The organism is Caenispirillum salinarum, assembly GCF_044803115.1.
Taxonomy (GTDB): domain Bacteria; phylum Pseudomonadota; class Alphaproteobacteria; order Rhodospirillales; family Rhodospirillaceae; genus Caenispirillum; species Caenispirillum salinarum_A.
The window spans coordinates 181,623-203,356 of the sequence record NZ_CP085224.1 but is presented as its reverse complement, the minus strand read 5'-3'; the positions used below and the strand labels follow the sequence as shown (position 1 = coordinate 203,356).

The window sequence follows — 21,734 nt, the reverse complement described above, 5'->3', positions numbered from 1 at the left end:
GGGGTCTCCAGGCTGGACAGGGTGCGAGGCGTCAATTTTACCGCGCCGCCAGCTGCGCCCGCAAATCCTCGGCATTGGTGACCGGGGCGGAACACACGGTACCCCGGCAGACATAGGCGGCAGCCTGACCGTCTACTGTCGTCTTGCCGTGGGCCGGGTGGCCCCGGGGCAGGGCGTCCGGCGCGGTCGCCCGTTGCAGGATAAGCCCCGGGGTCGGTGCGTCCAGGGCCGCTTCCGTCAGCGCGGCGGCGGCCGATCCGGTGCCGGCAATGACCACCTGCACGGCGTCCTCCAGCAACTCGAACCCCTGCAACAGCGTCGCGCCGTGGGGATAGCTGTTGAGCGCCAGGGCCCGGAAGTGCTCGATCAGGTCAATGGCGCGGCGGCGGTAGCGCTCCTCGCCCGTCAGGTGCCAGAGGCTTGCCAACACGATGGCCGCCACCCCGTTGCCCGATGGCGTGGCGTTGTCCTGCGCGGACTTGGTGCGCAGGATCAGGTCGGTGGCGTCGGCGGCCGTCAGGAAGTAGCCGCCGGCCGTGTCATCCCAGTACTCCGCGTCCAGCACCGCCACCCACCGGCTCGCGTGGTCGATGAAGTCCACAACGCCGGTCACCTGGTGCAGCGTCAGGGCGGCGCGGGCCATGCTGGCGTAGTCGTCGAGCATGGCGACGTCCTGCAGCCGGCCCCTGCGGAAGCTGTGGCCCAGGCGGTCGCCGGGGCGGCTCATGGTGTCGCGGATGCCGTCATAGGCCGACCGCGCCAGGTCCACCCATTCCGGTCGGCCGAACACGGCGCCGGCGCGGGCCAGGGCATGGATCATGAGGCCGTTCCAGTCGGCCAGCACCTTGTCGTCGCGGCCCGGGGCGGTGCGTTTGTCCCGCTCCCGCAACAACAGCATGCGCGCGCGGTAGAGCTTTGTTTCCAAAGCCGGTTCGTCGCCCACGTCGGAAAAGTTCCGGTTCAGCACCGTTTTGCCTTCCCAGTTGCCGCCGGGGCGCACGTCGTAGGCGCGCTTGAACAGGGCGGCGTCGGCGTCGGTGCCCAGAACACGGTCGATCTCGTCCTCCGTCCAGACGTAGAAGCGCCCTTCCTCGCCTTCCGTGTCGGCGTCCAGGCTGGCGGCGAAGGCGCCGTTCTCGGCGATCATCTCCCGCTCCAGCCAGTCCACCGTTTCCTCCACCCGGGCCTGGAGGAGGGGGCTGCGCGTCTCCTGATACACGCTGGTCATCAGGTCGATGAGCTGGGCGTTGTCGTAGAGCATCTTCTCGAAGTGCGGCACCAGCCATTGCGCATCTGTCGAGTAGCGGGCGAAGCCGCCACCCAGGTGGTCATAGATGCCGCCCTGGCACAGCCGGTCGAGTGTCAGCAGCACGGCGTCGCGCAACTCCTGCCGCCCCGTGCGGCGCCACGACCGCCACAGGGCATCGAAGGCGAAGACCACCGGAAACTTGGGCGCCCCGCGCAGGCCGCCCCATTCCGGGTCCACATGGCCGGTCAGGCTTTCGGCCAGCTGGTCGACGACGGGCAGGGCGAGCGCGGCCGGCGGCTCGCTGCTCTGGGGCAGGTTCAGGCCCTTGCGCAGGGCGTCGACCAGGGCGCCGGTGTTGTTGGAGACCTTTTCCGGCGACTGGTGATAGGCCTCGGCCACCTGGCGCAGCACATCCTTGAAGCCGGGCCGGCCGAAGGCGCTGTCTTTCGGAAAGTAGGTGCCGCCCCAGAATGGCTCGCCGTTCGGCGTCAGGAACATGGTCAGCGGCCAGCCGCCCCTCTGGCCCATGAGCTGCAGCGCGCTCATATAAATTGCGTCCACGTCGGGCCGTTCCTCTCGGTCGACCTTGATGTTGATGAACAGGTCGTTCATCACCTCGGCCGTCTCGGCGTCTTCGAAGCTTTCGTGCGCCATGACGTGACACCAGTGGCAGGCGGCATAGCCGACGGACAGCAGCACCGGCTTCCCCGCCGCCTTGGCCTCGTCCAGCGCCGCCTGGCTCCAGGGGCGCCAGTGCACCGGGTTGTCGGCGTGCTGCAGGAGATAGGGGCTGGTTTCCTGGCCGAGCTGGTTGCCGGACATCATGTGGTCTCCCTCTGGGTCGGGCCTGAGACGTTTGGCGCGGAGCAGACATTGCGCACCCGGTGCGCGTGGCTTACTTTGTGTTGCCATGCCTCTGTTGCAACCGGACGCGGGGAAGGGGATCCTCATGAAGATCAGCATCGACATAGACTGCACGCCGGAAGAGGCGCGCACCTTCCTCGGCCTGCCCGACGTGAAGCCCATGCAGGACGCCATGATGCAGGAAATCCAGAACCGCATGATGAGCAGCCTGAGCGCCATGGAGCCCGAGGCCCTGTTCAAGACCTGGCTGCCCGTCGGCGTCCAGGGCTGGGAGCAGATGCAGAAGGCCTTCTGGAGCCAGATGAGCCGGGCCGCGCAAGGCGGCTCGTCATCCAAGAGCAAGGAGTAGAGACCCCGTGTCGTCCGCCGCCGCCGATCCCGCGCCTTATTACCGCGCGCACGTCTTCGCCTGCACCAACGCGCGGCCGGAAGGGCATCCGCGCGGCTCCTGCGCCCGCCGCGGGTCGGAGAAGCTGCGCAACTACATGAAGGCGCGCGCCAAGGAACTGAAGATCGAGGGCGTGCGCATCAACAACGCCGGCTGCCTCGACCGTTGCGAACTCGGCCCGGTGATGGTGGTGTATCCGGAGGGCATCTGGTACGCCGTCCGCACGTTCGAGGACGTCGACGAGGTCCTGCAAACCCACCTGATCAATGGCGGCCGGGTGGAGCGCCTGATGCTGCGCCCCGAGGAGACGGAGCGCGAGCAGATCGCAGCGCGCGTTGGTGAGGCGGCGGAGTAGGGTGCTCTGCTCCGGTGGCTTGGTGCGGTTATAGCCACGAAGACACGAAGAGGGTGTGCTGACTTCGGCACCGTGGCATCAGCGGTGAATGGTGATTTATGAACCACCAAGGCACCAAGACAGCGCGCGTAGGCGCGCCATCATCCTCCCGCTCACCACCCTGCGCAGTTTGCGGTCATGGAAGATGATTAAGGAATCGAGGGAGCGCGAGGGAGCCCGAGGCTCCCTCGCACCATATTCCGGCGCAGCCGGAAGTCTTGGTGTCTTGGTGTTTCCCTCACAGGGCCAGTGATGAAGCCGCAGCACCCCCATCAGCACGGCCTCTTGGTGTCCTTGGCGTCTTGGTGGCCTCGCTGCACGAAAGCCCGCCCCTGATCCGCCTTCACCCGGTGTTTTGGAACCCGCCCATGACCCCCACAATCTTCGCCCCCGCGACCGCCCCTGGCCGGGCGGGTGTCGCCATTGTCCGCATTTCCGGACCGCTGGCCGATGCCGCGTTGTCCGCCCTGACGGCGGGCGCCCCGCTTCCCAAGCCTCGCCGGGCGGCTCGCATAAGGGTGCTGGGAGAGGACGGGGAGCAGGTGGACGACGGATTGGCGCTCCGTTTCCCGGCGCCGGCGTCCTTCACCGGGGAAGACGTGGTGGAGCTTCACCTTCACGGCAGCCGCGCGGTGATGGAGGCCGTCATGGCCCTGCTGTCGGCGCAGGAATGCCTGCGGGTGGCCGAGCCGGGCGAGTTCACCCGCCGCGCGTTCGAGAACGGCAAGATGGACCTGACGCAAGCCGAGGCGCTCGCGGACCTGATCGACGCCGAAACGGCGGCCCAACGGCGGCAAGCCCTGCGGCAGATGGACGGGGCGCTGGCGCGGCTCTACGACGGCTGGCGCGACCGGCTCGTGCGGGCGCTGGCGCACCTGGAAGCCTTTATTGATTTTCCCGACGAGGAGTTGCCCCCGGCGGCCGAGCGTGCCATCTGGGGGAGCGTCGAGGGCCTGACCGCCGAGATGCGCATCCACCTGGACGACGGCCATCGGGGCGAGCGCCTGCGGGACGGCCTGCACATCGCCATCATCGGCCCGCCCAACGCCGGCAAGTCGAGCCTGCTCAATGCCCTGGCCAAGCGCGAGGCGGCCATCGTCTCCGACATCGCCGGCACGACGCGGGATGTGGTGGACGTTCACCTGGACCTGGGCGGCTACCCGGTGGTGCTGGCCGATACGGCGGGCCTGCGCGAGGCGGCGGAGACCATCGAGTCCGAAGGCATCCGCCGGGCGCGGGCGCGGGCGGAACAGGCGGACCTGCGGCTGGCGGTGTTCGACGGCGCGGACTGGCCCGCGGTGGATGACCACACGCTGTCGCTGGTTGACGACTCGGCGCTGGTGGTGGTCAACAAGGCGGACTTGGGCGCGGTGCCCGAGTCGCCGGCGGTGAACGGGCGGCCGGCGCTGCCGTTGTCGGTGAAGACCGGGCGCGGGCTGGATGCGCTGCTGGAGCGGTTGACGGCGCTGGTGGCCGATCGGCTCTCGGGCGGTTCGGCGGCCCCGGCGCTCACCCGGGCGCGCCACCGGGCGGCGCTGGCGGAGTGCGTGGAGGCCCTGGCCCGCGCGCGATCCGCCGATCTGGCGGAACTGGCGGCGGAGGACCTGCGGCTGGCGGTCCGGGCGCTGGGCCGCATCACCGGTCGGGTCGAGGTGGATGAGCTTCTCGACGTGATCTTTCGCGATTTCTGTATCGGCAAATGATGATGACCAAGGGCTTTGACGTGATCGTGGTCGGCGGCGGCCACGCGGGAACCGAGGCGGCGGCGGCGTCCGCGCGTATGGGCGCGGCGACCCTGCTGCTGACCCACAAGGTGGAAACCATCGGCGAGATGTCGTGCAACCCGGCCATCGGGGGTCTTGCCAAGGGCCACCTGGTGCGGGAGGTGGACGCGCTTGACGGCATCATGGCCAGGGCCATCGACCGGGGCGGCTTGCAGTTCCGCATGCTCAACCGCAGCAAGGGGCCGGCGGTTCGGGGCCCGCGCGCCCAGGCCGACCGCAAGCTCTACCGCCAGGCGGTGCAGGACCTGCTGGCCGAGACTCCGAACCTGACCATCCGCGCCGCCGCCGTGGAGGACCTGGACCTGGACGGTGCCGGCCGGGTGCGCGGCGTGGTGACGGGGGAGGGGGAGGTCATCTCCTGCGGTGCCGTGGTCATCACCACCGGCACCTTCCTGCGCGGCATGATCCATCTTGGCGAGAAGACGTGGCCGGCCGGCCGCGTCGACGAGGCGCCGGCGCTGGGGCTTTCGAAGACGCTCGACCGGGCGGGGCTGGCGCTTGGCCGTTTGAAGACGGGCACGCCGCCGCGCCTGGACGGCAACACCATCGACTGGGCGAGCCTCGACAGCCAGCCGGGCGACGATCCCCCGGTGCCGTTCTCCTATATGACGCGCGCCATCACGCAAGCGCAGATCAACTGCGGCATCACCTACACGAGCCCCGCGGTGCACGCGATCATCCGCGACAACCTGCACCGGGCACCCATGTACTCGGGCCAGATCGAAAGCATCGGCCCGCGCTACTGCCCTTCCATCGAGGACAAGGTCGTGCGGTTCGAGGACCGCGACCGCCACCAGATCTTCCTGGAGCCGGAGGGCTACGACGACCCGACCGTCTATCCCAACGGCATCTCCACCAGCCTGCCCGAGGATGTGCAGGAGCAGGTCGTGCGCCTGATCCCGGGGCTGGAGAAGACACGCATCATCCGTCCCGGCTATGCCATCGAGTACGACTTCGTCGACCCGCGCGAACTGCGGCCGAGCCTTGAAGTCCGCAAGGTGCCGGGCTTGTTCCTCGCCGGGCAGATCAACGGCACGACGGGGTACGAAGAAGCGGCGGGGCAGGGGCTGCTCGCCGGCCTCAACGCCGCGCGGCTGGTCGGTGGATCGGAGGCTTGGGCGCCGGATCGCGCCGACGGGTATCTGGGCGTGATGGTGGACGACTTGGTGACCCTGGGCACCAAGGAACCCTACCGCATGTTCACCAGCCGCGCCGAATACCGGCTGCTGCTGCGCGCCGACAACGCCGACCTGCGGCTGACGCAGGCGGGGATTGACGTTGGCGTGGTGGGGCCGGAGCGGGCGCGCGCGTTCGCGGAGAAGGGTGCCCTGCTGGAAGAGGGCCGGGCACTGATGACCGCGCTTGCCATGACGCCGAAGGAGCTGAACGCGCGCGGCCTGAAGGTGAACCAGGACGGCGCCCGCCGCTCCGCCATGACCCTGCTGGGCTACCCGGAGGTGGACATGGCGCGGCTGCGCGGTCTGTGGCCGGAGCTGACCGGGCTGCGGGCCGACGTCGCCGAGCAGCTGGAGATCGAGGGCCGCTACGCCGGTTACCTGGCGCGCCAGGAGGCTGACATTCGCGCCTTCCGCAAGGACGAGGCCCTGCGGCTGCCCGACGGTCTGGACTACGCCCAGGTGGGCGGCCTCTCCAACGAGGTGCGGCAGAAGCTCGCCGCCGCCAAGCCATCGACCTTGGGTGCTGCGGCGCGGGTGCCGGGGGTGACGCCGGCCGCCTTGACGGCGCTTCTGGGATACGTCAAACGCCGGCGAACGGACGCAGAGGTAGCGCCCGCCGAGTAAGCCGGGCTATAAGAAGGGCTCCCGATGTTTCACGTGAAACACAGGAGCCCTTTTTTACAGCCATGCCTCAGCCTCCCATGACTCCGGCCCAGTTTCAGGCCGCGACCGGTGTTTCACGTGAAACACTGGACCGCCTGACGCTCTACGCCGACCTGCTCGTCAAGTGGCAGAAGAAGATCAACCTCGTCGGGCCGGCTACGATCCCGGATCTGTGGCGCCGGCACATGGTCGACTCCGCGCAGCTTTGGCCGCATCTGCCGGCTAATCTGCCGCGCCTGATCGACATTGGCTCCGGGGCCGGATTCCCGGCATTGGTGCTCGCCATTATGGGCGTGCCGGAGGTGCATGTGATCGAATCCGATCAGCGCAAAAGCACCTTCATGCGGGAAGTGGCCCGCCAGACGGGGGCACCGGTTACCGTGCACACACAGCGAATCGAGCGGGTCAGTGGCCTGACCGCGCCTGTCGTCACGGCCCGCGCTCTTGCCGCACTGCCAAAATTGATGGACCTTGCGGTGCCTCTTCTGGCGAAAAATGGCGAGATGCTGCTTCTGAAGGGTCAAAATATAGACGAAGAATTGACCCAGGCCCGCAAAATCTGGATATTCGAAGACACACGTTCCCCGAGCCAGTCCGACCCATCCGGTGTCGTTTTGCGCCTGCGAGAGGTTCGCCCCAATGAATAGCCTGTCTCCGTCCCGCCGCCCGCGCATCGTCGCGATCGCCAACCAGAAGGGCGGTGTCGGCAAGACGACCACCGCCATCAATCTGGCAACGGCCCTGGCCGCCGCCCGCAAGAAGGTATTGATCATCGACCTGGACCCGCAAGGCAACGCCTCCACGGGTCTGGGCATCGCGCGCGGCAACCGCAAGATTTCCAGCTACCATGTCCTGATGGGCGAGGCCGCGCTGGATCAGGCGGTCATTCAGACCAGTGTGCCCGGGCTGGACCTGGTGCCGTCGGCCGCCGATCTGGCGGGGGCCGAGCTGGAACTGGTGGACGTCTCCCGCCGCGAGGGGAGGCTGCGCGATGCCGTCTCCCACCGCCTGGCGGAGATGGATTACGATTACATCTATGTGGACTGTCCGCCGGCGCTGGGTCTGCTGACGCTGAACGCCCTCGTCGCCGCCGACAGCGTGATCGTGCCGCTGCAATGCGAGTTCTTCGCACTGGAGGGCGTCAGCCACCTGATGAAGACCATCGAACGGGTGAAGAAGGCCTTCAACCCCGACCTGGACATTCAGGGCATCGTGCTGACCATGTTCGACCGCCGCAACAATTTGTCGGACGCGGTGGCGAGCGACGTGCGCGACTACTTCAAGGGCAAGGTCTACGACACGGTGATCCCGCGCAACGTGCGGGTGTCGGAGGCACCGTCCCACGGCAAGCCGGTGCTGCTCTATGATCTCAAGTCCACCGGGGCACAGGCCTATGTGCATCTGGCGGGCGAAGTGTTGAAGCGTGAGAAGCAGGAGGTCCGGGCATGAGCGCTGCACGCCGCGGACTCGGCCGGGGCCTGTCCGCCCTGTTCGGGGATGAGGAAGACACCACCGCTGCCGGGGCCGAGGCCTCGGGCGCCGCGCCCGCCGGCCCCGCCGCTGCGGGCGAGCAGGAACAGAGCGACCGGCTGACGGCCGAGCGGCTGGTGCCCGTGGGGCGCCTGCGCTCCGGCCGGTTCCAGCCGCGCAAGGAATTCGACCAGCAGGCCATCGACGACCTGGCGGAAAGCATCCGGGAAAAGGGCATCATCCAGCCCATCCTGGTGCGGACCCATCCGGACGACCCGAGCCTGTTCGAGATCATCGCCGGCGAGCGCCGGTGGCGCGCGGCGCAGCAGGCGCAACTGCACGACGTTCCCATCCTGGTCAAGGCCTTCACCGACCGCGAGGCGCTGGAAGTCGCGCTGGTGGAAAACCTCCAGCGCCAGGACCTGAGCCCGCTGGAGGAGTCCGAGGGCTATCAACGCCTGATGGACGAATTCCAGCACACCCAGGATGATCTGGCGAAGGCCGTCGGCAAAAGCCGCAGCCACGTCGCCAACATGATGCGTCTGCTGGCGCTGCCCGATCCGGTGAAGGGCATGCTGCGCGAGGGCCGTCTGACGGCCGGCCACGCCCGCGCCCTGCTCAATTCGGAAAACCCGGAGGTCCTGGCGGAGCGGGTTGTCTCCCGCGGCCTGAACGTGCGCCAGACCGAAAAGCTGGCGATGACCGAGGGCAAGAAGCAGCCCCGCAAGAAGACCGCCGCCAAGTCCGCGGAGAAAGACGCCGACACCCTGGCCCTGGAGCGCGACCTGTCGCAGCTTCTGGGCTTGAACGTCTCCATCACCTTCGCCGGCCGCGGCGGCACGCTTGCCATCGAATACGACACGCTGGAACAGCTGGACGATATTCTTCACCGCCTGTCCGACGGCACCCACCGCGCTCCCGGCTCCGACGACGAGGAACCGCTGGCCGAGGGCGAGGACCTGGAGGCCGCCGTGGCCGCCGACCTGGACGGGCAGGTGGAGGAAGAGGACCTCAAGTCCACGGTGTGGGAGCAGGGCCTGGATGCGCTGGGTCCGGCCGATGTGCCCGAAGGAACGGCGGTCGACGATGCGGGCGATGCCGATGCGGGCATGGGCGAAGACAGCACGGCCGCTCATGCCCTGACGGTCGAGGAGGCCGAGGCCGCGCTTGCCGACAGCCTGGACGAGGACAGCATCGACTGGTCGGACGATGCCGTGGGCGACGAGGACGACGGCGACGGCGATTTCGATCCCAATGCCATGAAGGACGTGCTGCGCCAGGAAGGCCTCGACGCGCTCTACGACGAAGAGGCCGACGCGAACGGCGAGGCCGAGGCCGAGGCCGGGTCCGAGGCTGGCGGTGAAGGCGACCCGGCCGACGCGTTCGAGGCCACGCCCGACAAGGACGCGCTGCGGGAGGAGGGCCTGGATGCCCTGTACGGCTCCGAAGACACCGCGTCCGAGGATGACGCGACCGACGAAACCGACCGCGCCTGACGGCCGACGGCCGATGCGCCTGTTGCGCCGACGTGTCGCCGCCGCCGGAGTCCTTCTGGTGGCGGCGATGCCCGTTGCGGCCCAGGAGGCGGGGGGCGGCGAATCGGATTCCCGCGCCCAGGCGCTGGTGGAGGATCTGCGGCGGGCGGTGGTGCAGGCCGAGCGCAGCGGCGCGGCGACGCCCGCATTCATCAAGGAACTGCGCGCCCTTATCGCCCGCTACGACGCCCCCTACGCCCAGCTTGTGGTGCGTGACACCTTTCAGGACGGCGCCTACCGCTCGGACCCGCGGTGGGTGGTCGTGTCGGGGCAGTGGCAGGCGGTTGCCGGCAGCGTCGTCAGTCCGCCCACCGGCCCGGCCCTGGCGCCGCCGGACCGTCCCCCCGATGACGCCGAACGGCTGCAGGAGCAGCTTGGCGCCGTGACCCGGCTGGTCGAGCGCTTGCGTGGCCGCGCGGCCTCCGGCAATGGGGAGGGGGACGGGCCGCCTCCGACCATTCCGCCCCCCGCGCCCCACGGTGGCGGCGCAAAGGGCGCGGCTCCGGCTCTGCTGGCGCTGCCGGTGCATGTCCCGCCGATCTTCCGCCTGACGGCGAGGGTGACGCTGGAGGACGATCCCGAGCGCCACGATGCCGGCCTGTCGGTGCGGGATGGGGCGGGCGAAACGGGCTATCGGGTGCGGCTGGGCTCCTTCGCCTCCCGCTCGCGCGTGGAACTGGAACGCCTCACCGACCGCGGCCCCCGCACGCTGGGCAGCGAGGTCCTGGACGATTCCCTGGCGGGCGGACCGGTTCACAGCATCGCTCTGGAGCGGAACCAGGACGGCCGCCTCATCGTGCGGGTGAACGGCGTCGCGGTGGTCAGCGTGGAAGAACGCCGCGAGCCGGCGCGGCTTGAGCACGTCATGCTTGAGCGCATGGCCGGCCGGCTGATCGTCTCGCAGGTGGAGGTCTGGACCGCGGTGCCTTGAGCAGCGCCGGGCTCCCCCGAAAAAGAGGCCCGGCACCAGGTGCCGGAGCCATTCCGCATTATTGTTGACAGCCCGGCGTGCCACCTCGAAAATACCCCGCAGGATCAACGTCCTGCGGGGTAACGGCTGTGATGGTGAAGGTGCAGAAATCCCGAAACCAGAAGCTCATGGCGGCGGTACCACCAGAAGTTGCTGGGGTTCAGGTCAACTTTTGCCGCAATCCCCGGTGCGCCAACTACGGAGTAGCGCCCCACCCCTTACCCGAGCGTCGAGGTCGGAGAAGGAAGGGCCAGCCGCCCATTGAGCCCACAGTCGGCCAATACACCCTCGGCGGACCTTCGAAGCAAAGGATGCGGTGTGGCCTTTGTGGCTCCTCATTCAATTATTACAGCAATGGCGGCGTTCTGGAAGAAATAAATCGCGCTAAGAACAAAACGGGAATACTTAGCGTGGCGGCATGCACTAAGCGCTGGTGCGAGAACTTCGGTGCGCGGGTCTCTGAATTTCCCGATCTCTACAACGGTTTCGGACACGCCAGCGGGAAGAGCCGCCGGGAACGGTGTCAGTGCCGCGCGTGTGGGACGACGTTTAGCCGGGGCGTTGTCAAGACATACCAGCAGAAGAAGTACGTTAATCCCTTCATCCTGGCCGAAGTCGTGAACGGGTCCTCGGTCCAGGCCATCACCCGGAAAAAGCCAGGGATCACCCCGAGGCTGTTCTACGATCGGCTCAAGTTCATTCATCGCCGGATGCTTGCCTTTGAGGCGCACCGGATCGAGGCCCTCAAGACGCTTCGGACCAGGCACTTCTCGATTGCGACCGACTTCCAGGACTACATCGTCAATTGGCCGACGAAGGACGACCGACGCACTACCCAGCTTACTGCCATCGGCTCCGCCGACAACCTGTCCGGGTTCGTTTTCGCCTTGGATCTCGCCTATGACCCTTCGATCGAGCCCTGGGACAGGTTCAAGGCCGACCTTGAGGCAGGGGACCTGAACAAGCATCCGGCGCACTGGCGCATAAACCGGTTCCGCCTTCCCGAGTTTCTGACGACAGCGGAGGCCGCCCACCAAGCCGCGATCGATGCCGAATATGAGAAGGCCGAGAAGGAAGAGAGAAAAGCGGAGAAGCGTCGCAAGAAGGCCGGCGACGGTGGTGACGCGTCAAGCGGCTCGATCAGTCCTGAGGGTCACCGAAAGACCGCAGAGCGCAGCGAGAAGGCCCGTGTCGCGATACTCAAGCTCATGAGCGAGAGCGCGGCGACAATGAGAGCGCTTGAGGCCGTCCGCCAGATCATCGACACGATGAACCTCCAACGCTTCAACGCAGCCGAGTTCGGGCCGCCGACGAAAGGCGCTCTCGTCGACAAGACCTACACTGCCTTCGGTCATTACGCCTACCTGGACCGCATACTGCCCGACAAGGCCTTCCTGATGCTGTTCATCGACGACGATGGCTCAAGCCGAGCGGCGGCGCTGACCATGCTTGCGCAGCGGTTCAAGGCGCGGCGAGCCAGCCTCTCGGTGGTGAAGATCGCGAAGGAAATGACCAACGATCAGCGAACGGCCGCATCGGCAATGTCGGGCAAGGCATACAAGGCGTTCAGGGATAAGCTGGGGTTGTCGAAAAGCGCCATGAGCCGCCGGCTGTTCGTTTATATGAACGCCACGGAATTCAAAGTTAAGAACAATACGTTCCCCTTCTATCAGCTTCCTGTTAGCACGAAGTACGAGCCCCTGAAGAGTGTAGGTATCGTGCATATGCCCGATTTTTCAGACGAAGACTACGGCCTGGACAAGAACGACGAAATGTTCGTCGAGATCCTTGACCGCCCATCGCTCCATGGGATTGACAGTTTCTTCAGCCTACTTCGTGAGCGGGCAATGTACGCTGGTCGTGGCGTAAGTGCACCCGGCCGGACTTCACAGTGGTACCGGCATCATGCGTACAATCCCGCGTATATGCACATGGTGCTCGATATCATGCGCGTATACTACAACTGGGTTGAGCCTCGGCCGCGCGCCGGGGCGAAATACTACTTCTTTGAAAGTGATGGCGAAAAAAGGACCCCGGCTCAACGACTAGGGATCGCAAAAGCGCCGGTTCGCGTGGAGACAATTCTTGGAAGCGATTGGGAGGCGAAGCTCTGAACGTCTGGAAGCGCGCCCCGCTTCTGTGTCTGGCCGTTCAATTGTGCCGTTGTAATACTTGTTGTTATTTGTACGGAGATTGCGAGCCGGCCTCTTTTGGTTGACGTACTATAATCGCGCTCTAAGCAGCCCATGCCTCGGCCGCCCTGGCCGCTGAAGCAATGACCTGCGACGGGTTCGCAGGCGATGCGCAAGGGCAGTGCGACCTTCGGGCGCTTCATCCAGCAAGGGCTTTGCAGTATGTGACGAGTGCCCGCCTGAGCTGGTGCGGAATGATGGGTTTACCGATGAAGGCGATCGGCTCCACCGCCGAGAGCCTTTCGCGAGTGGCACCATCCAGGTTTCCGCTGATAAAGATGCAGCGAACACCCAGTTCGTCGCGAAGCCACTGCGAGGCGTCGATTCCGGACGAGCCGCGCGCGAGGCGCAAATCCATCAGGGCGATGTCCGGCCGCTCAGCGCGCGCCACGCGCTTGCAGCTTTCAAGGTTGTGCGCCGTGCCGGTGACGCGACACCCCAGCTCCTCCACCTGATCTTGAAGATCCGTCGCGATGAAGAACTCATCCTCGACGATCAGGACGCGCAGCCTCATCGTTCTTCCATCGGCGTCCGGATGAGAACGCGGTGGCCTGGCGCGGCGTCCTCAGTTTCGACCGAGGCGCCGAGTTGGCCGACCAGCCCCTGAACAATGCGCGTGCCGAGACTCGGTTCGGCGCCTGGACGCTTGCCGGCTCCGTCGTCGACCACCTCCAGAACCAGCGCGTCTTCCTCCGACCGGGCGATCACATCAATGCGCCCGCTCTCCAGGTCGGTAAACGCGTGCTTCAGCGCATTCGACACCAACTCATTCACGATCAGCGCGAGCGGGATCGCCTTGTCCGCAGGCAACTGGACATCCGCCGCCTCGCATGCGAGGACGACACCCATCCCGGAGGCGTCGCCCCCACTGAGGTTGGCGCAGAGTTCGCGTAGATATTTCCCGAACGCAACGGTCGCCACTTCGTTCGAGCGGTAGAGCATTTCGTGCACAGAGGTCACCGCCTCCACCCGCGCCGCCGCCTGCTTCAGGCGTTCGCGTCCCTCGCCGGCGCGGCGGGCGTCGATGTTAAGGATGCTCGCTACGAGTTGGAGGCTGTTTTTAATGCGATGGTTAACTTCGGCCAGGAGCGCCTCCTTCTGTGCGAGCAGACGGTCCCGCTCGTCCAGCGCCGCAGCCAACGCCTCCTCCCGCCGCTTCGACTCGCTGACGTCGATGCTCACGACCACGAAGCGCGGCAGGGCCTCACGATGATCGCGCACAAGTTCTCCCTGCGAGGAGAGCCAGCGCGTCGTCCCATCGGGCAGCAGGAGGCGGTGGATGAAGGACACTGCGGTGTGCTCGGGTGCATCCATCACATCGTCGAAGGCGGCGCGCACGGCGGCCTGGTCGTCGGCGTGGATGCGCGCGAAGCAGTTCTCGGCGCTGGCCGTGCCCTCACGTTCGGTAAAGCCCAGCATTCGCGAGAAGGCGCGCGACAGGTAGATCGTGCCGGTTCGTGGGTCGTATTCCCAGAAGGCGAGGTCGTCGAGCTGCTGGGCAGAGCGGAGACGGATCGCCTGGTCGCGCCGGAAAATGACCTCCTCCGTCACGTCGACGACGTGATGGATCAGGGCGACGACCTCGCCCTCGCGTACCACCGGCGTGTTGAGCGGCTTCCAGTAGCGCTCCTCGAAGCCACCTTCGAGGCCGTCGCGAAGCGGGATGTCATATTTCTGCACCGCCATCTCGTGCGGACGGCGCGTGGCGAACGCGGTTTCGAGCGAAAGGCGGAGGTTGCGCACGCCATCGGCCGTCGGATCTTCGGGATTGTCCGGAAAGGCGTCGAACATCCAGACGCCGACGAGATCCTCGCGTCGAGTCCGGGTGAGGTCGAGGTAGCGCTGGTTGACGTCGACGATGATGAAGTCCGGGTCGAGGACCAGATACCTATGGGGTGCGGCCTCAAAAACCGCTCCGCGCCACCAGCCGCCGCCGACCTGATTGTCATCGTCCGCCAAGTCCTGCTCCTCTCCCCGAAGTGGCCCCAAGGCCGCTGAACACATTTCCTGCTGAATAACACTACGCTCCCGGTCGCCTCAGGTTCAGGCGGTTTCGGATACACTGTCGCTGGCGTTCGTAAGGGCTCTGAAGGGCCGTCAGAAAGTTAGCTGGCAACACCTCATAATAGGTGTAGCATCTTTTTGCGCTGGTTTAGCTCAGCGATGAGCCAGAAGCTCCCGATAAGGTAGTTTGGAAATACTCCGACAGAGGCGCCGCGGGTCTTATGGAGAAGCGCCGAAACAGGCAAAAAACAGAGCCCTCTGGTGCGTTTCTGACGCTCCAGAGGGCTTCTCATTTCACCTATGGGCCGAGACTAGACGGTTCTTTTTGATTCAGCAATACACGTATAGCGATGGGGCCCGCCGCGCCAACTTGTTGCCACGCGCATCAACCAACAACAATCCGGAATGGCTCCACCAGGTGCCGGGCCGCAGTCGACCGGAGGTTGGGTTGGGAGTGGTGATCACTCCGCCGGATGCGCGAGCCCCGACGGGTGATGCGCGGACGACCCCGTGGGAACACCCGTATGGTCGGTGCCCAGGTCGTCGCGCCACGGACGCCAGCGTTCCAGGAAGACCAGCCCGCCGGCGATGACGACCGCGAGAATGAGGGCCAGCGCCCAATAGGGCAGGCCGGTCATTTCCGCGATGGTGAGCTTGCCGGGCCCGCCCGAAAGCGCCGGACCCAGCGCCGGTTCGGCATAGCCGTAGGCCATGGCGCCAAAGATGGCACCGGCCAGGATGAACCAGCTGTCCTTGTATCCGGCGCCGATCTGGGCCAGCACCGTGCCGGGGCAGGCGCCCGCGATGGCGATGCCGGCCCCGAAGATCAGGCCGCCGATCAGGTTGTTGAGGTATTCCGTGCCCTTGGGGTGCAGCGGCGCCAGGCCGCTGCCGTTAAGCACGGCCAGCACCACCAGGCCGGTGGCGATGGCGGTGAGGAACATCTTGAGCATGATCCAACTGCGCAGCTGGAACTGCCCGATCATCACGCCGGGCTCGAAGACGCGGCCCTTTTCCAGCGCGATGCCGAAGACCAGGCCCATGGCGAGGCCCAGGATGACGAGCCAGAGAACCGTCATGGCGGAGCCTCCCTAGACCTTGCGGTACATCATGGCGACGGCGATGCCGCCGGCGAACATGGCGGCAATGGTCAGGATCGATCCGACGGCCAACTGCCCGATGCCGGAGATGCCGTGGCCGCTGGTGCAGCCGCCGGCCATGCGGGCGCCGAACAGCATGACGAACCCGCCGGCGAAGGCCATGGCCGCCCGGCCACCGAAGCCCGACACGGGCAGGGCAGCCCGCCACAGCGGCGACATGCGCGGCCGGCGGGTCTTGGCCAGACGGGTGGACAGCAGGGCGCCCAGTGCGATTCCGACGACCAGCGCGCTCTGCCATGCGTACTTGGTCGAGGTCATGTACTTGGCGAAGTAGTCCATTTCCCGCACCGCCGGATCGAACACCGACGCCATGTAGCCGGCGACGGACACGAAGCTGGACGAGGCGCCCAGCGCCGTGTCGGCCAGCAGGAAGGCGGGAATCTGGAGGAGGCCGATCACCACGCCGGCGGCGTAGGGCGACCAGGCCTTGTCGGTGAGCGACAGCATCGCATCCTCCCGAGAACGTCCTATTTATCCGCAAAGTCTAATATTAGGACGGTCGGATACGCAAGGCGTTCAGAGGGAGGACCGGATGCCCGATGGGCGGCGGGACGTCAGCCGTCTGCCTTGACGGGCTTGGCCTTGGCCTTGGCGCCCTCGGCGCCGCCCGCGTCACCGGCGCGCATCTGCACCAGGCGCTCCACCCGGTGCAGATTCTTTTTCGCCACCTGGGCGTTACGGGCGATCTTGTGTTCCTCGAACACGGCAACGGCCTCGCGGTAGGCGGCGGCGGCGGCATTCAGGTCGGCGGGGCTGTTGGTGCGCTTGGACTTGGCGAACAGCGCCGCGCCGATGTTGTTCTGCAGGTTGCCCCAGAAGACGGGCGCCTTGGCCCGGCCGTAGACCTTCGCGACGCCCTGGAACACGCCGACGGCCTGGTCGAGGAATTCGCCCGTGTGCGTGAACTCGCCCAGGGTGGTCAGCAGGCGTCCGACGCTCACCTGCATCTCCGCCCATTTCGCGGGGTGGCTGGCCTTGGTCCAGACCGAGCAGGCCAGCTGGTAGGCCTGCACGGCCTCGCGCAGGTGGGTCGTGCGGTTGTCGATCTGGCCGCGCCGCTGGTAGATCCAGCCGAGCAGCGCCTGGATGGCGGCATATTCCTCGGGCATGGTTTCCCGCGTGATGACGGCGGACGCCGCCTGCGCCATGGTGGCGGCTTCCTCCATGCCGGCGCTGTCGCGGCCCTCGGCGGCAAGGGCGGCAAGCGCGGCCGAAAGGTGGCAGCGGATGCCGGCGACCATGGGCTCGCCCAGAACCTCGGCCCCGCGGCCGAGCGCCCCCCGGTAGCGCTGCACGGCCTGCTCCACGTCGGACATGCTGTTGCGCAAGGTCGGGTGCAGGGCCAGGTTGCCGAGCCACGCCTGCCCGGCGGGCATGCAGCTTTGCGGCAGGCCGTTGCGGGCCAGCACGCGCATGCCGGCGGTGATGGAGGCGCGGAAACTGTCGGCGCGCGCCTTGCGGATGTCGTCGTCGGCGGGGCGGGCGGCGGCCAGCACCAGCATCTCCAGCACGTCCGCCTGTTCGTCGGTGAGGTCGGCCGGCAGGTCCAGGTGTTCGGTCGGCAGCGGCGCGCCGGAGCCGAATTCCATGGGGGCGGGCAGGGTGACGAACCGGATGCGCAGGACGCCGCGCCCGATCTCGCTCCACAGCAGGACTTCCGCGCCGGCCTTGTCCAGGGCGTTGCGGCCGGCCTGGGCAGCGGATGCGATGCGTGCCGGAAGCTCGGTGCCCGAGGCGACCGCACGGGTGTGCAGGTCGACGGTCAGGCTGGTGCGTCCGGCCAAAGCCTGATGCAGGTGTTGCTGCAGGCTGCCGGTCTCGTCGCCGGTCACGGGCGCGATCAGCACGCGCACGGGTCCCGCGGCAACAGTTCGCTTGGGCGCGGCCGGCTGTGCGGAAGTGCGTCCACCGCCCATCAGGCGGCGGAAATTGTCGAACAAGGCCATATGTCCCCCGTCACCGGAATGGCGCGCCGACCCGATCAGGTGGCGGCACGCATACCCCCTACGATGGAACTATGCCACAAAGTTGAATTGGTTCAAGCGATTGCCATCATAGGACAAGGGCCCCGTCCGCGGGTGCCGGTCCGTCCGTTCCGCCGACGACGGGCGCGGGCGGGCGGCGGCGGCGTCCCCGCCTGCCGCCCGTGTCACTCGCACCAGGAGTCGCGGCGCCCGCCGTCATAGGGGCGGGCAAGGCCGGCATCGGTGAGGACGCGGGCGAGGTCGCGGCCGCTGGCGTCTGCGACGCGGGCGAGCACCCGGCCGCCGAACTTGTCCTGTTCAATGCCCGTCAGCATGACCACGCCGCCCACGGTTTCGATGACGTCTTCCAGGGCCGCGCGGGCGGCCTGGGCGCGCTGCTTTTCCTCGTCGCAGCGCCCGCGCAACTCAGGGGCGTCGATGCCCGCCAGCCGCACGATGGTTTCCACGTCCTGCGACAACCAGATGCGCGCCTTCACGCGCAGCGAGTCGCCGTCGATGACGTCGACGACGCGGGCCTCTATGGGCCCGGGCAGAGCATCGGCCCGGACGGCGGCGGCGGGACCGGCGGCCACTGCGGCGGACAGAACAAGGCGGAGAAGGGTCTTGCGACTCACCATGGCTCCTGGCTCCCGAATACTCTCTTTAAGAGAGTTTATCGCGAGTACAATCTTATAGGGAGTCAAAAGTGTAGCCGATTGACGGGAACATTACAAGAACATACCGCCCAATACACCGTTACGACCAGACAACGAAGCCTGCCCGCCCGACGGTCAGAAGTCGGAGACCCGGCCTTTGCGCTCCCAATCCCCATAGCGGGTGGGCTCGGGACCGCGCGGGCCGCCGACCTCGTCCTTCTGCGACGGCGGCATGTCGCGAAGGTTGACCTTCCGCACTCCCGATGCATCTGTCTCGCGGGCCTCGGCGGCCGTCTCGGCCTGGTCGGCGGGGGCAGCGCCGGCTTCCTCGGCGGTGGCGGGATCGATCTTTTGGTCCTTCTCGGACATGGCGGAATCCTTGGTTCTGACGGGTTGCTGCACTGCGGCATGCCTCTTGATCGGCGGCGTGCCGCACACTATTCATGGTATCGGATATAGCGATGGGAGAGTCCCATGAACACCCTTCGCGTCGGTCTTCTGCTCGCCGCCATGACGGCCCTGTTCCTGGTCGTCGGCTGGCTGATCGGCGGCACCGCGGGCATGGCCGTCGCCCTGATGGTCGCGGCCGGCATGAACGCCTTCGCCTACTGGAATTCGGACCGTATGATCCTGCGCATGTACAACGCGCGGGAGGTTGACGCCCACACCGCACCGCAGCTTTACGGCATCGTCGAGCGCCTGGCCCACCGGGCGGAACTGCCCATGCCGCGCGTCTACGTGATCGACAGCGCCCAGCCCAACGCCTTCGCCACCGGCCGCAACCCGCAGAATGCAGCCGTCGCGGCCACCACGGGGCTTCTGCGCCTGCTGAACGCCGAGGAACTGGCGGGCGTCATGGCGCACGAGCTGGCGCACGTGAAGCACCGCGACATCCTGACCGGCACCATAACGGCGACGCTGGCCGGCTCCATCGGCATGCTGGCCAACTTCGCCCTGTTCTTCGGCGCCACGTCCAACGACGAGGAGGGCAACCCGCTTGGGTTCGTCGGGCTTCTGCTCATGTCCATCCTGGCGCCGCTGGCGGCCATGATCGTGCAGATGGGCGTCAGCCGGTCCAACGAGTACGCCGCCGATGCCGCCGGGGCGGAGATCTGCGGCCAGCCCCTGTGGCTGGCCGGGGCGCTGGAAAAGCTGGAGACCGGCACGCGCGCCATCGACAACGTGCGGGCCGAGAACAACCCCGGCACGGCGCATCTGTTCATCGTCAACCCGCTGCACGCCCACGCCGTGGACAGCCTGTTCTCCACCCACCCCAGGACCGCCAACCGCATCGCCCGCCTGCGCCGGATGGCCGGCACCGACGGCCTGGGAACGCTCGCCGCCACCGGTCCCTGGGGCTGACACGCACGCTGTTTCCCTTTCGCAACGAACCGGCGGGCCGGTTGTCCCCCGGTTGTCCCCCGGTTGTCCTTGTGGCACCGGCCCGTTCGGCGTAAAGAGCCTGCATGACCGACCGCCGCCAACCTTCCGACCCCGCGTCCGCCCACGCCCGCAAGGGTGCCGCCAAGCCGCCGCGCCCGCCGCGCGATCCCGTCCTGGCCTCGCGCCATGCCGCCGTGCGCCTGCTTCAGGCGGTGCTCGACGACGGCCGGGCGCTGGATGAGCCCTTCGAGACGGAAACCCGCCTGCTGGAGCCCCGCGACCGGGCCTTCGTGCGCCTGCTGGTGACGACGACGCTGCGGCGCCTGGGCCAGATCGACGGCGTGCTGAAGGCCTTCCTGCAACGGCCCATCGCCCGCCGGCATGGTGCGGTGAAACACGTCCTGCGGCTGGCGGCGGCGCAGATCCTGGTGCTGGAGACGCCGGCGCATGCCGCCGTCGACACCTCGGTGGAACTGACGAAATTCCTCAACGCTCCCGGCCTGACGGGGCTGGTGAACGCCGTCACCCGGCGGCTCGCGCGCGATGGCGCGGCGGTGCTGGCGGACCAGGACGTGCGGCTGAACACGCCTCGCTGGCTGTGGCAGACGTGGCTGGAGGCCTACGGCGACGCCGGCGCCCGGCGCATCGCCGAGGCCCACCTGCATGAGCCGCCGCTCGACATCACCGTCAAGGCCGACGCGGCGGGCTGGGCGGAGCGGCTGGAGGCGGAGGTGCTGCCCACCGGCTCGCTGCGCCGGCGCGGCCCCGGCATGGTCGCAAGCCTGCCCGGCTACGGGGACGGCGCCTGGTGGGTCCAGGACGCCGCCGCCGCCTTGCCGGCCCGCCTGCTGGGCGACGTGGTGGGGAAAACCGTGGTCGACCTGTGCGCCGCACCCGGCGGCAAGACCGCCCAGTTGGCCGCCGCCGGGGCGCATGTAATCGCCGTCGACCGCTCGGGCGCCCGCCTGGCGCGCCTGCATGACAACATGGCGCGCCTCGGGCTGGCCGAGCGGGTGACGGTCGTGGAGGCCGACGCCACCGTCTGGCGGCCGGATACACCCGTGGACGCCGTGCTGCTGGACGCGCCCTGTACCGCCACCGGAACGATCCGCCGCCACCCGGAGGCCCTGCGCCTCAAGAAGGCCGCCGACGCCGAGGCGCTGACGGCGCTTCAGGACGCGCTGCTGGCGGCGTCGGCGGAGATGGTGAAGCCTGACGGCACCGTGGTGTACTGCGTCTGCTCCCTGCAGCCCGAGGAAGGGGCGCCGCGCCTGGCGGCGGCGGTCGGGCTGACGGTCGATCCCGTCCGGCCGGAGGAGATCGGCGGCCTGGCGGACTGCGTCACCGCCGAGGGATACCTTCGCACCCTGCCGTTCCACTTGGCCGAGGTCGGCGGCATGGACGGCTTTTTCGCCGCCCGCCTGAGGCGGACCTGACGCCGGGGCCGCTCATTGGACGTACGATCATCCCCGACCAAGGTAGCGGGCGTTGCCGCATGGGTTGACGCACGGATGCGGACGTGCGCCGTAGCTTCGCCTTGTGGGGCATTGCTGCCGAAGTCATACTGAAATACCGTTAAGTCCTTGTTCCGCGATACCGCCGCAGCAGGGAGTCGGGATAAATGCTCAAAGACGGATTCTTGAAATCTCTTCTTGACGACTTTGGCGGAAAGGTCGAATTCGACACGCCGCCGCCCGCTCGGGCGGATGACGATGCCGACGGCGACGGCTGGAGCGTATACTTCGACGTGCGCGGCGGTGAAAACCACGGCGCCGGCAGCAGCGGGTTCGCGCTGACCGCCTCGCTGGAGACGCCGGGCGCCGACACCTCCGTTTCGGTCACCGGAACCGTCGAAGACGTCGACGCCTGGTGGGCCTGAG

Annotated in this window: 20 protein-coding genes; 12 read left to right on the top strand and 8 right to left on the bottom strand. The window is 67.4% G+C overall.

Features of this window, described 5'->3' with window-relative positions:
• Positions 1-37: 37 nt before the first annotated feature.
• The gene (locus LG334_RS00930) at positions 38-2,071 is read right to left on the bottom strand and encodes a thioredoxin domain-containing protein (RefSeq protein WP_404386450.1); all 2,034 of its coding nucleotides are present in this window, start codon (positions 2,069-2,071) and stop codon (positions 38-40) included.
• A 127-nt stretch (positions 2,072-2,198) separates the two neighbouring features.
• Here LG334_RS00930 and LG334_RS00925 point away from each other — a divergent pair, with 127 nt between their 5' ends.
• The 9 genes from LG334_RS00925 to LG334_RS00885 all read left to right on the top strand — a co-directional run bounded on the left by LG334_RS00925 (position 2,199) and on the right by LG334_RS00885 (position 12,609).
• Complete coding sequence (locus LG334_RS00925; protein ID WP_009539426.1) at positions 2,199-2,462, top strand: DUF6489 family protein; 264 nt, start codon at positions 2,199-2,201, stop codon at positions 2,460-2,462.
• 7 nt (positions 2,463-2,469) lie between these two features.
• Positions 2,470-2,856, top strand: coding sequence for a (2Fe-2S) ferredoxin domain-containing protein (locus LG334_RS00920; protein WP_404382415.1), 387 nt, complete (start codon positions 2,470-2,472; stop codon positions 2,854-2,856).
• 407 nt (positions 2,857-3,263) lie between these two features.
• Positions 3,264-4,598: a tRNA uridine-5-carboxymethylaminomethyl(34) synthesis GTPase MnmE gene (mnmE, locus tag LG334_RS00915; protein WP_404382413.1), complete on the top strand. Its 1,335-nt coding sequence runs from the start codon at positions 3,264-3,266 to the stop codon at positions 4,596-4,598.
• 2 nt (positions 4,599-4,600) lie between these two features.
• A complete protein-coding gene (gene mnmG / locus LG334_RS00910; RefSeq protein ID WP_404386448.1) occupies positions 4,601-6,481 on the top strand; it encodes a tRNA uridine-5-carboxymethylaminomethyl(34) synthesis enzyme MnmG in 1,881 nt (626 codons plus the stop codon).
• Positions 6,482-6,558: 77 nt separating this feature from the next.
• A complete protein-coding gene (rsmG, locus tag LG334_RS00905; RefSeq protein WP_404386446.1) occupies positions 6,559-7,167 on the top strand; it encodes a 16S rRNA (guanine(527)-N(7))-methyltransferase RsmG in 609 nt (202 codons plus the stop codon).
• Positions 7,160-7,969 (top strand): ParA family protein, encoded by an 810-nt coding sequence (locus LG334_RS00900; protein ID WP_404382411.1) that lies wholly within the window; start codon positions 7,160-7,162, stop codon positions 7,967-7,969. Before rsmG ends, LG334_RS00900 begins: the two co-directional genes overlap by 8 nt.
• The gene (locus LG334_RS00895) at positions 7,966-9,486 is read left to right on the top strand and encodes a ParB/RepB/Spo0J family partition protein (RefSeq protein ID WP_404382409.1); all 1,521 of its coding nucleotides are present in this window, start codon (positions 7,966-7,968) and stop codon (positions 9,484-9,486) included. The genes LG334_RS00900 and LG334_RS00895 overlap by 4 nt, the downstream gene beginning before the upstream one ends.
• Positions 9,487-9,499: 13 nt before the next feature.
• Positions 9,500-10,456, top strand: a complete 957-nt coding sequence (locus tag LG334_RS00890; protein ID WP_404382407.1) for a hypothetical protein — start codon at positions 9,500-9,502, stop codon at positions 10,454-10,456.
• 449 nt (positions 10,457-10,905) lie between these two features.
• A complete protein-coding gene (locus tag LG334_RS00885; RefSeq protein WP_404382405.1) occupies positions 10,906-12,609 on the top strand; it encodes a hypothetical protein in 1,704 nt (567 codons plus the stop codon).
• A gap of 217 nt (positions 12,610-12,826) precedes the next feature.
• On the opposite strand, the gene LG334_RS00880 is transcribed toward LG334_RS00885, so the two are convergent.
• The 7 genes from LG334_RS00880 to LG334_RS00850 all read right to left on the bottom strand — a co-directional run bounded on the left by LG334_RS00880 (position 12,827) and on the right by LG334_RS00850 (position 18,840).
• Entirely contained in the window at positions 12,827-13,201 is a 375-nt protein-coding gene (locus LG334_RS00880) for a response regulator (protein ID WP_404382403.1), read from the bottom strand.
• Positions 13,198-14,646 (bottom strand): sensor histidine kinase, encoded by a 1,449-nt coding sequence (locus LG334_RS00875; RefSeq protein ID WP_404382401.1) that lies wholly within the window; start codon positions 14,644-14,646, stop codon positions 13,198-13,200. The genes LG334_RS00880 and LG334_RS00875 overlap by 4 nt, the downstream gene beginning before the upstream one ends.
• 506 nt (positions 14,647-15,152) lie before the next feature.
• The gene (locus LG334_RS00870; protein WP_404382399.1) at positions 15,153-15,770 is read right to left on the bottom strand and encodes a YeeE/YedE thiosulfate transporter family protein; all 618 of its coding nucleotides are present in this window, start codon (positions 15,768-15,770) and stop codon (positions 15,153-15,155) included.
• 12 nt (positions 15,771-15,782) lie between these two features.
• A complete protein-coding gene (locus LG334_RS00865) occupies positions 15,783-16,298 on the bottom strand; it encodes a YeeE/YedE thiosulfate transporter family protein (RefSeq protein WP_404382397.1) in 516 nt (171 codons plus the stop codon).
• A 107-nt stretch (positions 16,299-16,405) separates the two neighbouring features.
• Positions 16,406-17,791, bottom strand: a complete 1,386-nt coding sequence (locus LG334_RS00860) for a hypothetical protein (protein WP_404382395.1) — start codon at positions 17,789-17,791, stop codon at positions 16,406-16,408.
• 209 nt (positions 17,792-18,000) lie between these two features.
• Entirely contained in the window at positions 18,001-18,453 is a 453-nt protein-coding gene (locus LG334_RS00855; RefSeq protein WP_404382393.1) for a thermonuclease family protein, read from the bottom strand.
• Positions 18,454-18,606: 153 nt separating this feature from the next.
• Positions 18,607-18,840, bottom strand: a complete 234-nt coding sequence (locus LG334_RS00850) for a succinate dehydrogenase assembly factor 4 (protein WP_404382391.1) — start codon at positions 18,838-18,840, stop codon at positions 18,607-18,609.
• 105 nt (positions 18,841-18,945) lie between these two features.
• Here LG334_RS00850 and htpX point away from each other — a divergent pair, with 105 nt between their 5' ends.
• The 3 genes from htpX (at position 18,946) to LG334_RS00835 (ending at position 21,733) form a co-directional block, all read left to right on the top strand.
• Positions 18,946-19,833, top strand: a complete 888-nt coding sequence (gene htpX, locus LG334_RS00845) for a zinc metalloprotease HtpX (protein WP_404382389.1) — start codon at positions 18,946-18,948, stop codon at positions 19,831-19,833.
• A 104-nt stretch (positions 19,834-19,937) separates the two neighbouring features.
• Positions 19,938-21,290 carry an RsmB/NOP family class I SAM-dependent RNA methyltransferase gene (locus LG334_RS00840; RefSeq protein WP_404382387.1) on the top strand — a complete coding sequence of 451 codons (1,353 nt, stop codon included), beginning with the start codon at positions 19,938-19,940 and terminating at the stop codon, positions 21,288-21,290.
• Positions 21,291-21,475: 185 nt separating this feature from the next.
• Entirely contained in the window at positions 21,476-21,733 is a 258-nt protein-coding gene (locus LG334_RS00835) for a hypothetical protein (protein WP_404382385.1), read from the top strand.
• The last annotated feature ends 1 nt before the right edge of the window (position 21,734 follow it).

Bases quoted from the DNA above. Each gene is read 5' to 3' on its own strand.
- LG334_RS00850 (WP_404382391.1), bottom strand. From the start codon at position 18,840: ATGTCCGAGAAGGACCAAAAGATCGATCCCGCCACCGCCGAGGAAGCC.
- LG334_RS00895 (WP_404382409.1), top strand. From the start codon at position 7,966: ATGAGCGCTGCACGCCGCGGACTCGGCCGGGGCCTGTCCGCCCTGTTC.
- mnmE (WP_404382413.1), top strand. From the start codon at position 3,264: ATGACCCCCACAATCTTCGCCCCCGCGACCGCCCCTGGCCGGGCGGGT.
- mnmG (WP_404386448.1), top strand. From the start codon at position 4,601: ATGACCAAGGGCTTTGACGTGATCGTGGTCGGCGGCGGCCACGCGGGA.
- LG334_RS00835 (WP_404382385.1), top strand. From the start codon at position 21,476: ATGCTCAAAGACGGATTCTTGAAATCTCTTCTTGACGACTTTGGCGGA.
- rsmG (WP_404386446.1), top strand. From the start codon at position 6,559: ATGACTCCGGCCCAGTTTCAGGCCGCGACCGGTGTTTCACGTGAAACA.
- LG334_RS00925 (WP_009539426.1), top strand. From the start codon at position 2,199: ATGAAGATCAGCATCGACATAGACTGCACGCCGGAAGAGGCGCGCACC.
- LG334_RS00890 (WP_404382407.1), top strand. From the start codon at position 9,500: ATGCGCCTGTTGCGCCGACGTGTCGCCGCCGCCGGAGTCCTTCTGGTG.
- LG334_RS00930 (WP_404386450.1), bottom strand. From the start codon at position 2,071: ATGTCCGGCAACCAGCTCGGCCAGGAAACCAGCCCCTATCTCCTGCAG.
- LG334_RS00870 (WP_404382399.1), bottom strand. From the start codon at position 15,770: ATGACGGTTCTCTGGCTCGTCATCCTGGGCCTCGCCATGGGCCTGGTC.
- LG334_RS00840 (WP_404382387.1), top strand. From the start codon at position 19,938: ATGACCGACCGCCGCCAACCTTCCGACCCCGCGTCCGCCCACGCCCGC.
- LG334_RS00855 (WP_404382393.1), bottom strand. From the start codon at position 18,453: ATGGTGAGTCGCAAGACCCTTCTCCGCCTTGTTCTGTCCGCCGCAGTG.
- htpX (WP_404382389.1), top strand. From the start codon at position 18,946: ATGAACACCCTTCGCGTCGGTCTTCTGCTCGCCGCCATGACGGCCCTG.
- LG334_RS00865 (WP_404382397.1), bottom strand. From the start codon at position 16,298: ATGCTGTCGCTCACCGACAAGGCCTGGTCGCCCTACGCCGCCGGCGTG.
- LG334_RS00900 (WP_404382411.1), top strand. From the start codon at position 7,160: ATGAATAGCCTGTCTCCGTCCCGCCGCCCGCGCATCGTCGCGATCGCC.
- LG334_RS00880 (WP_404382403.1), bottom strand. From the start codon at position 13,201: ATGAGGCTGCGCGTCCTGATCGTCGAGGATGAGTTCTTCATCGCGACG.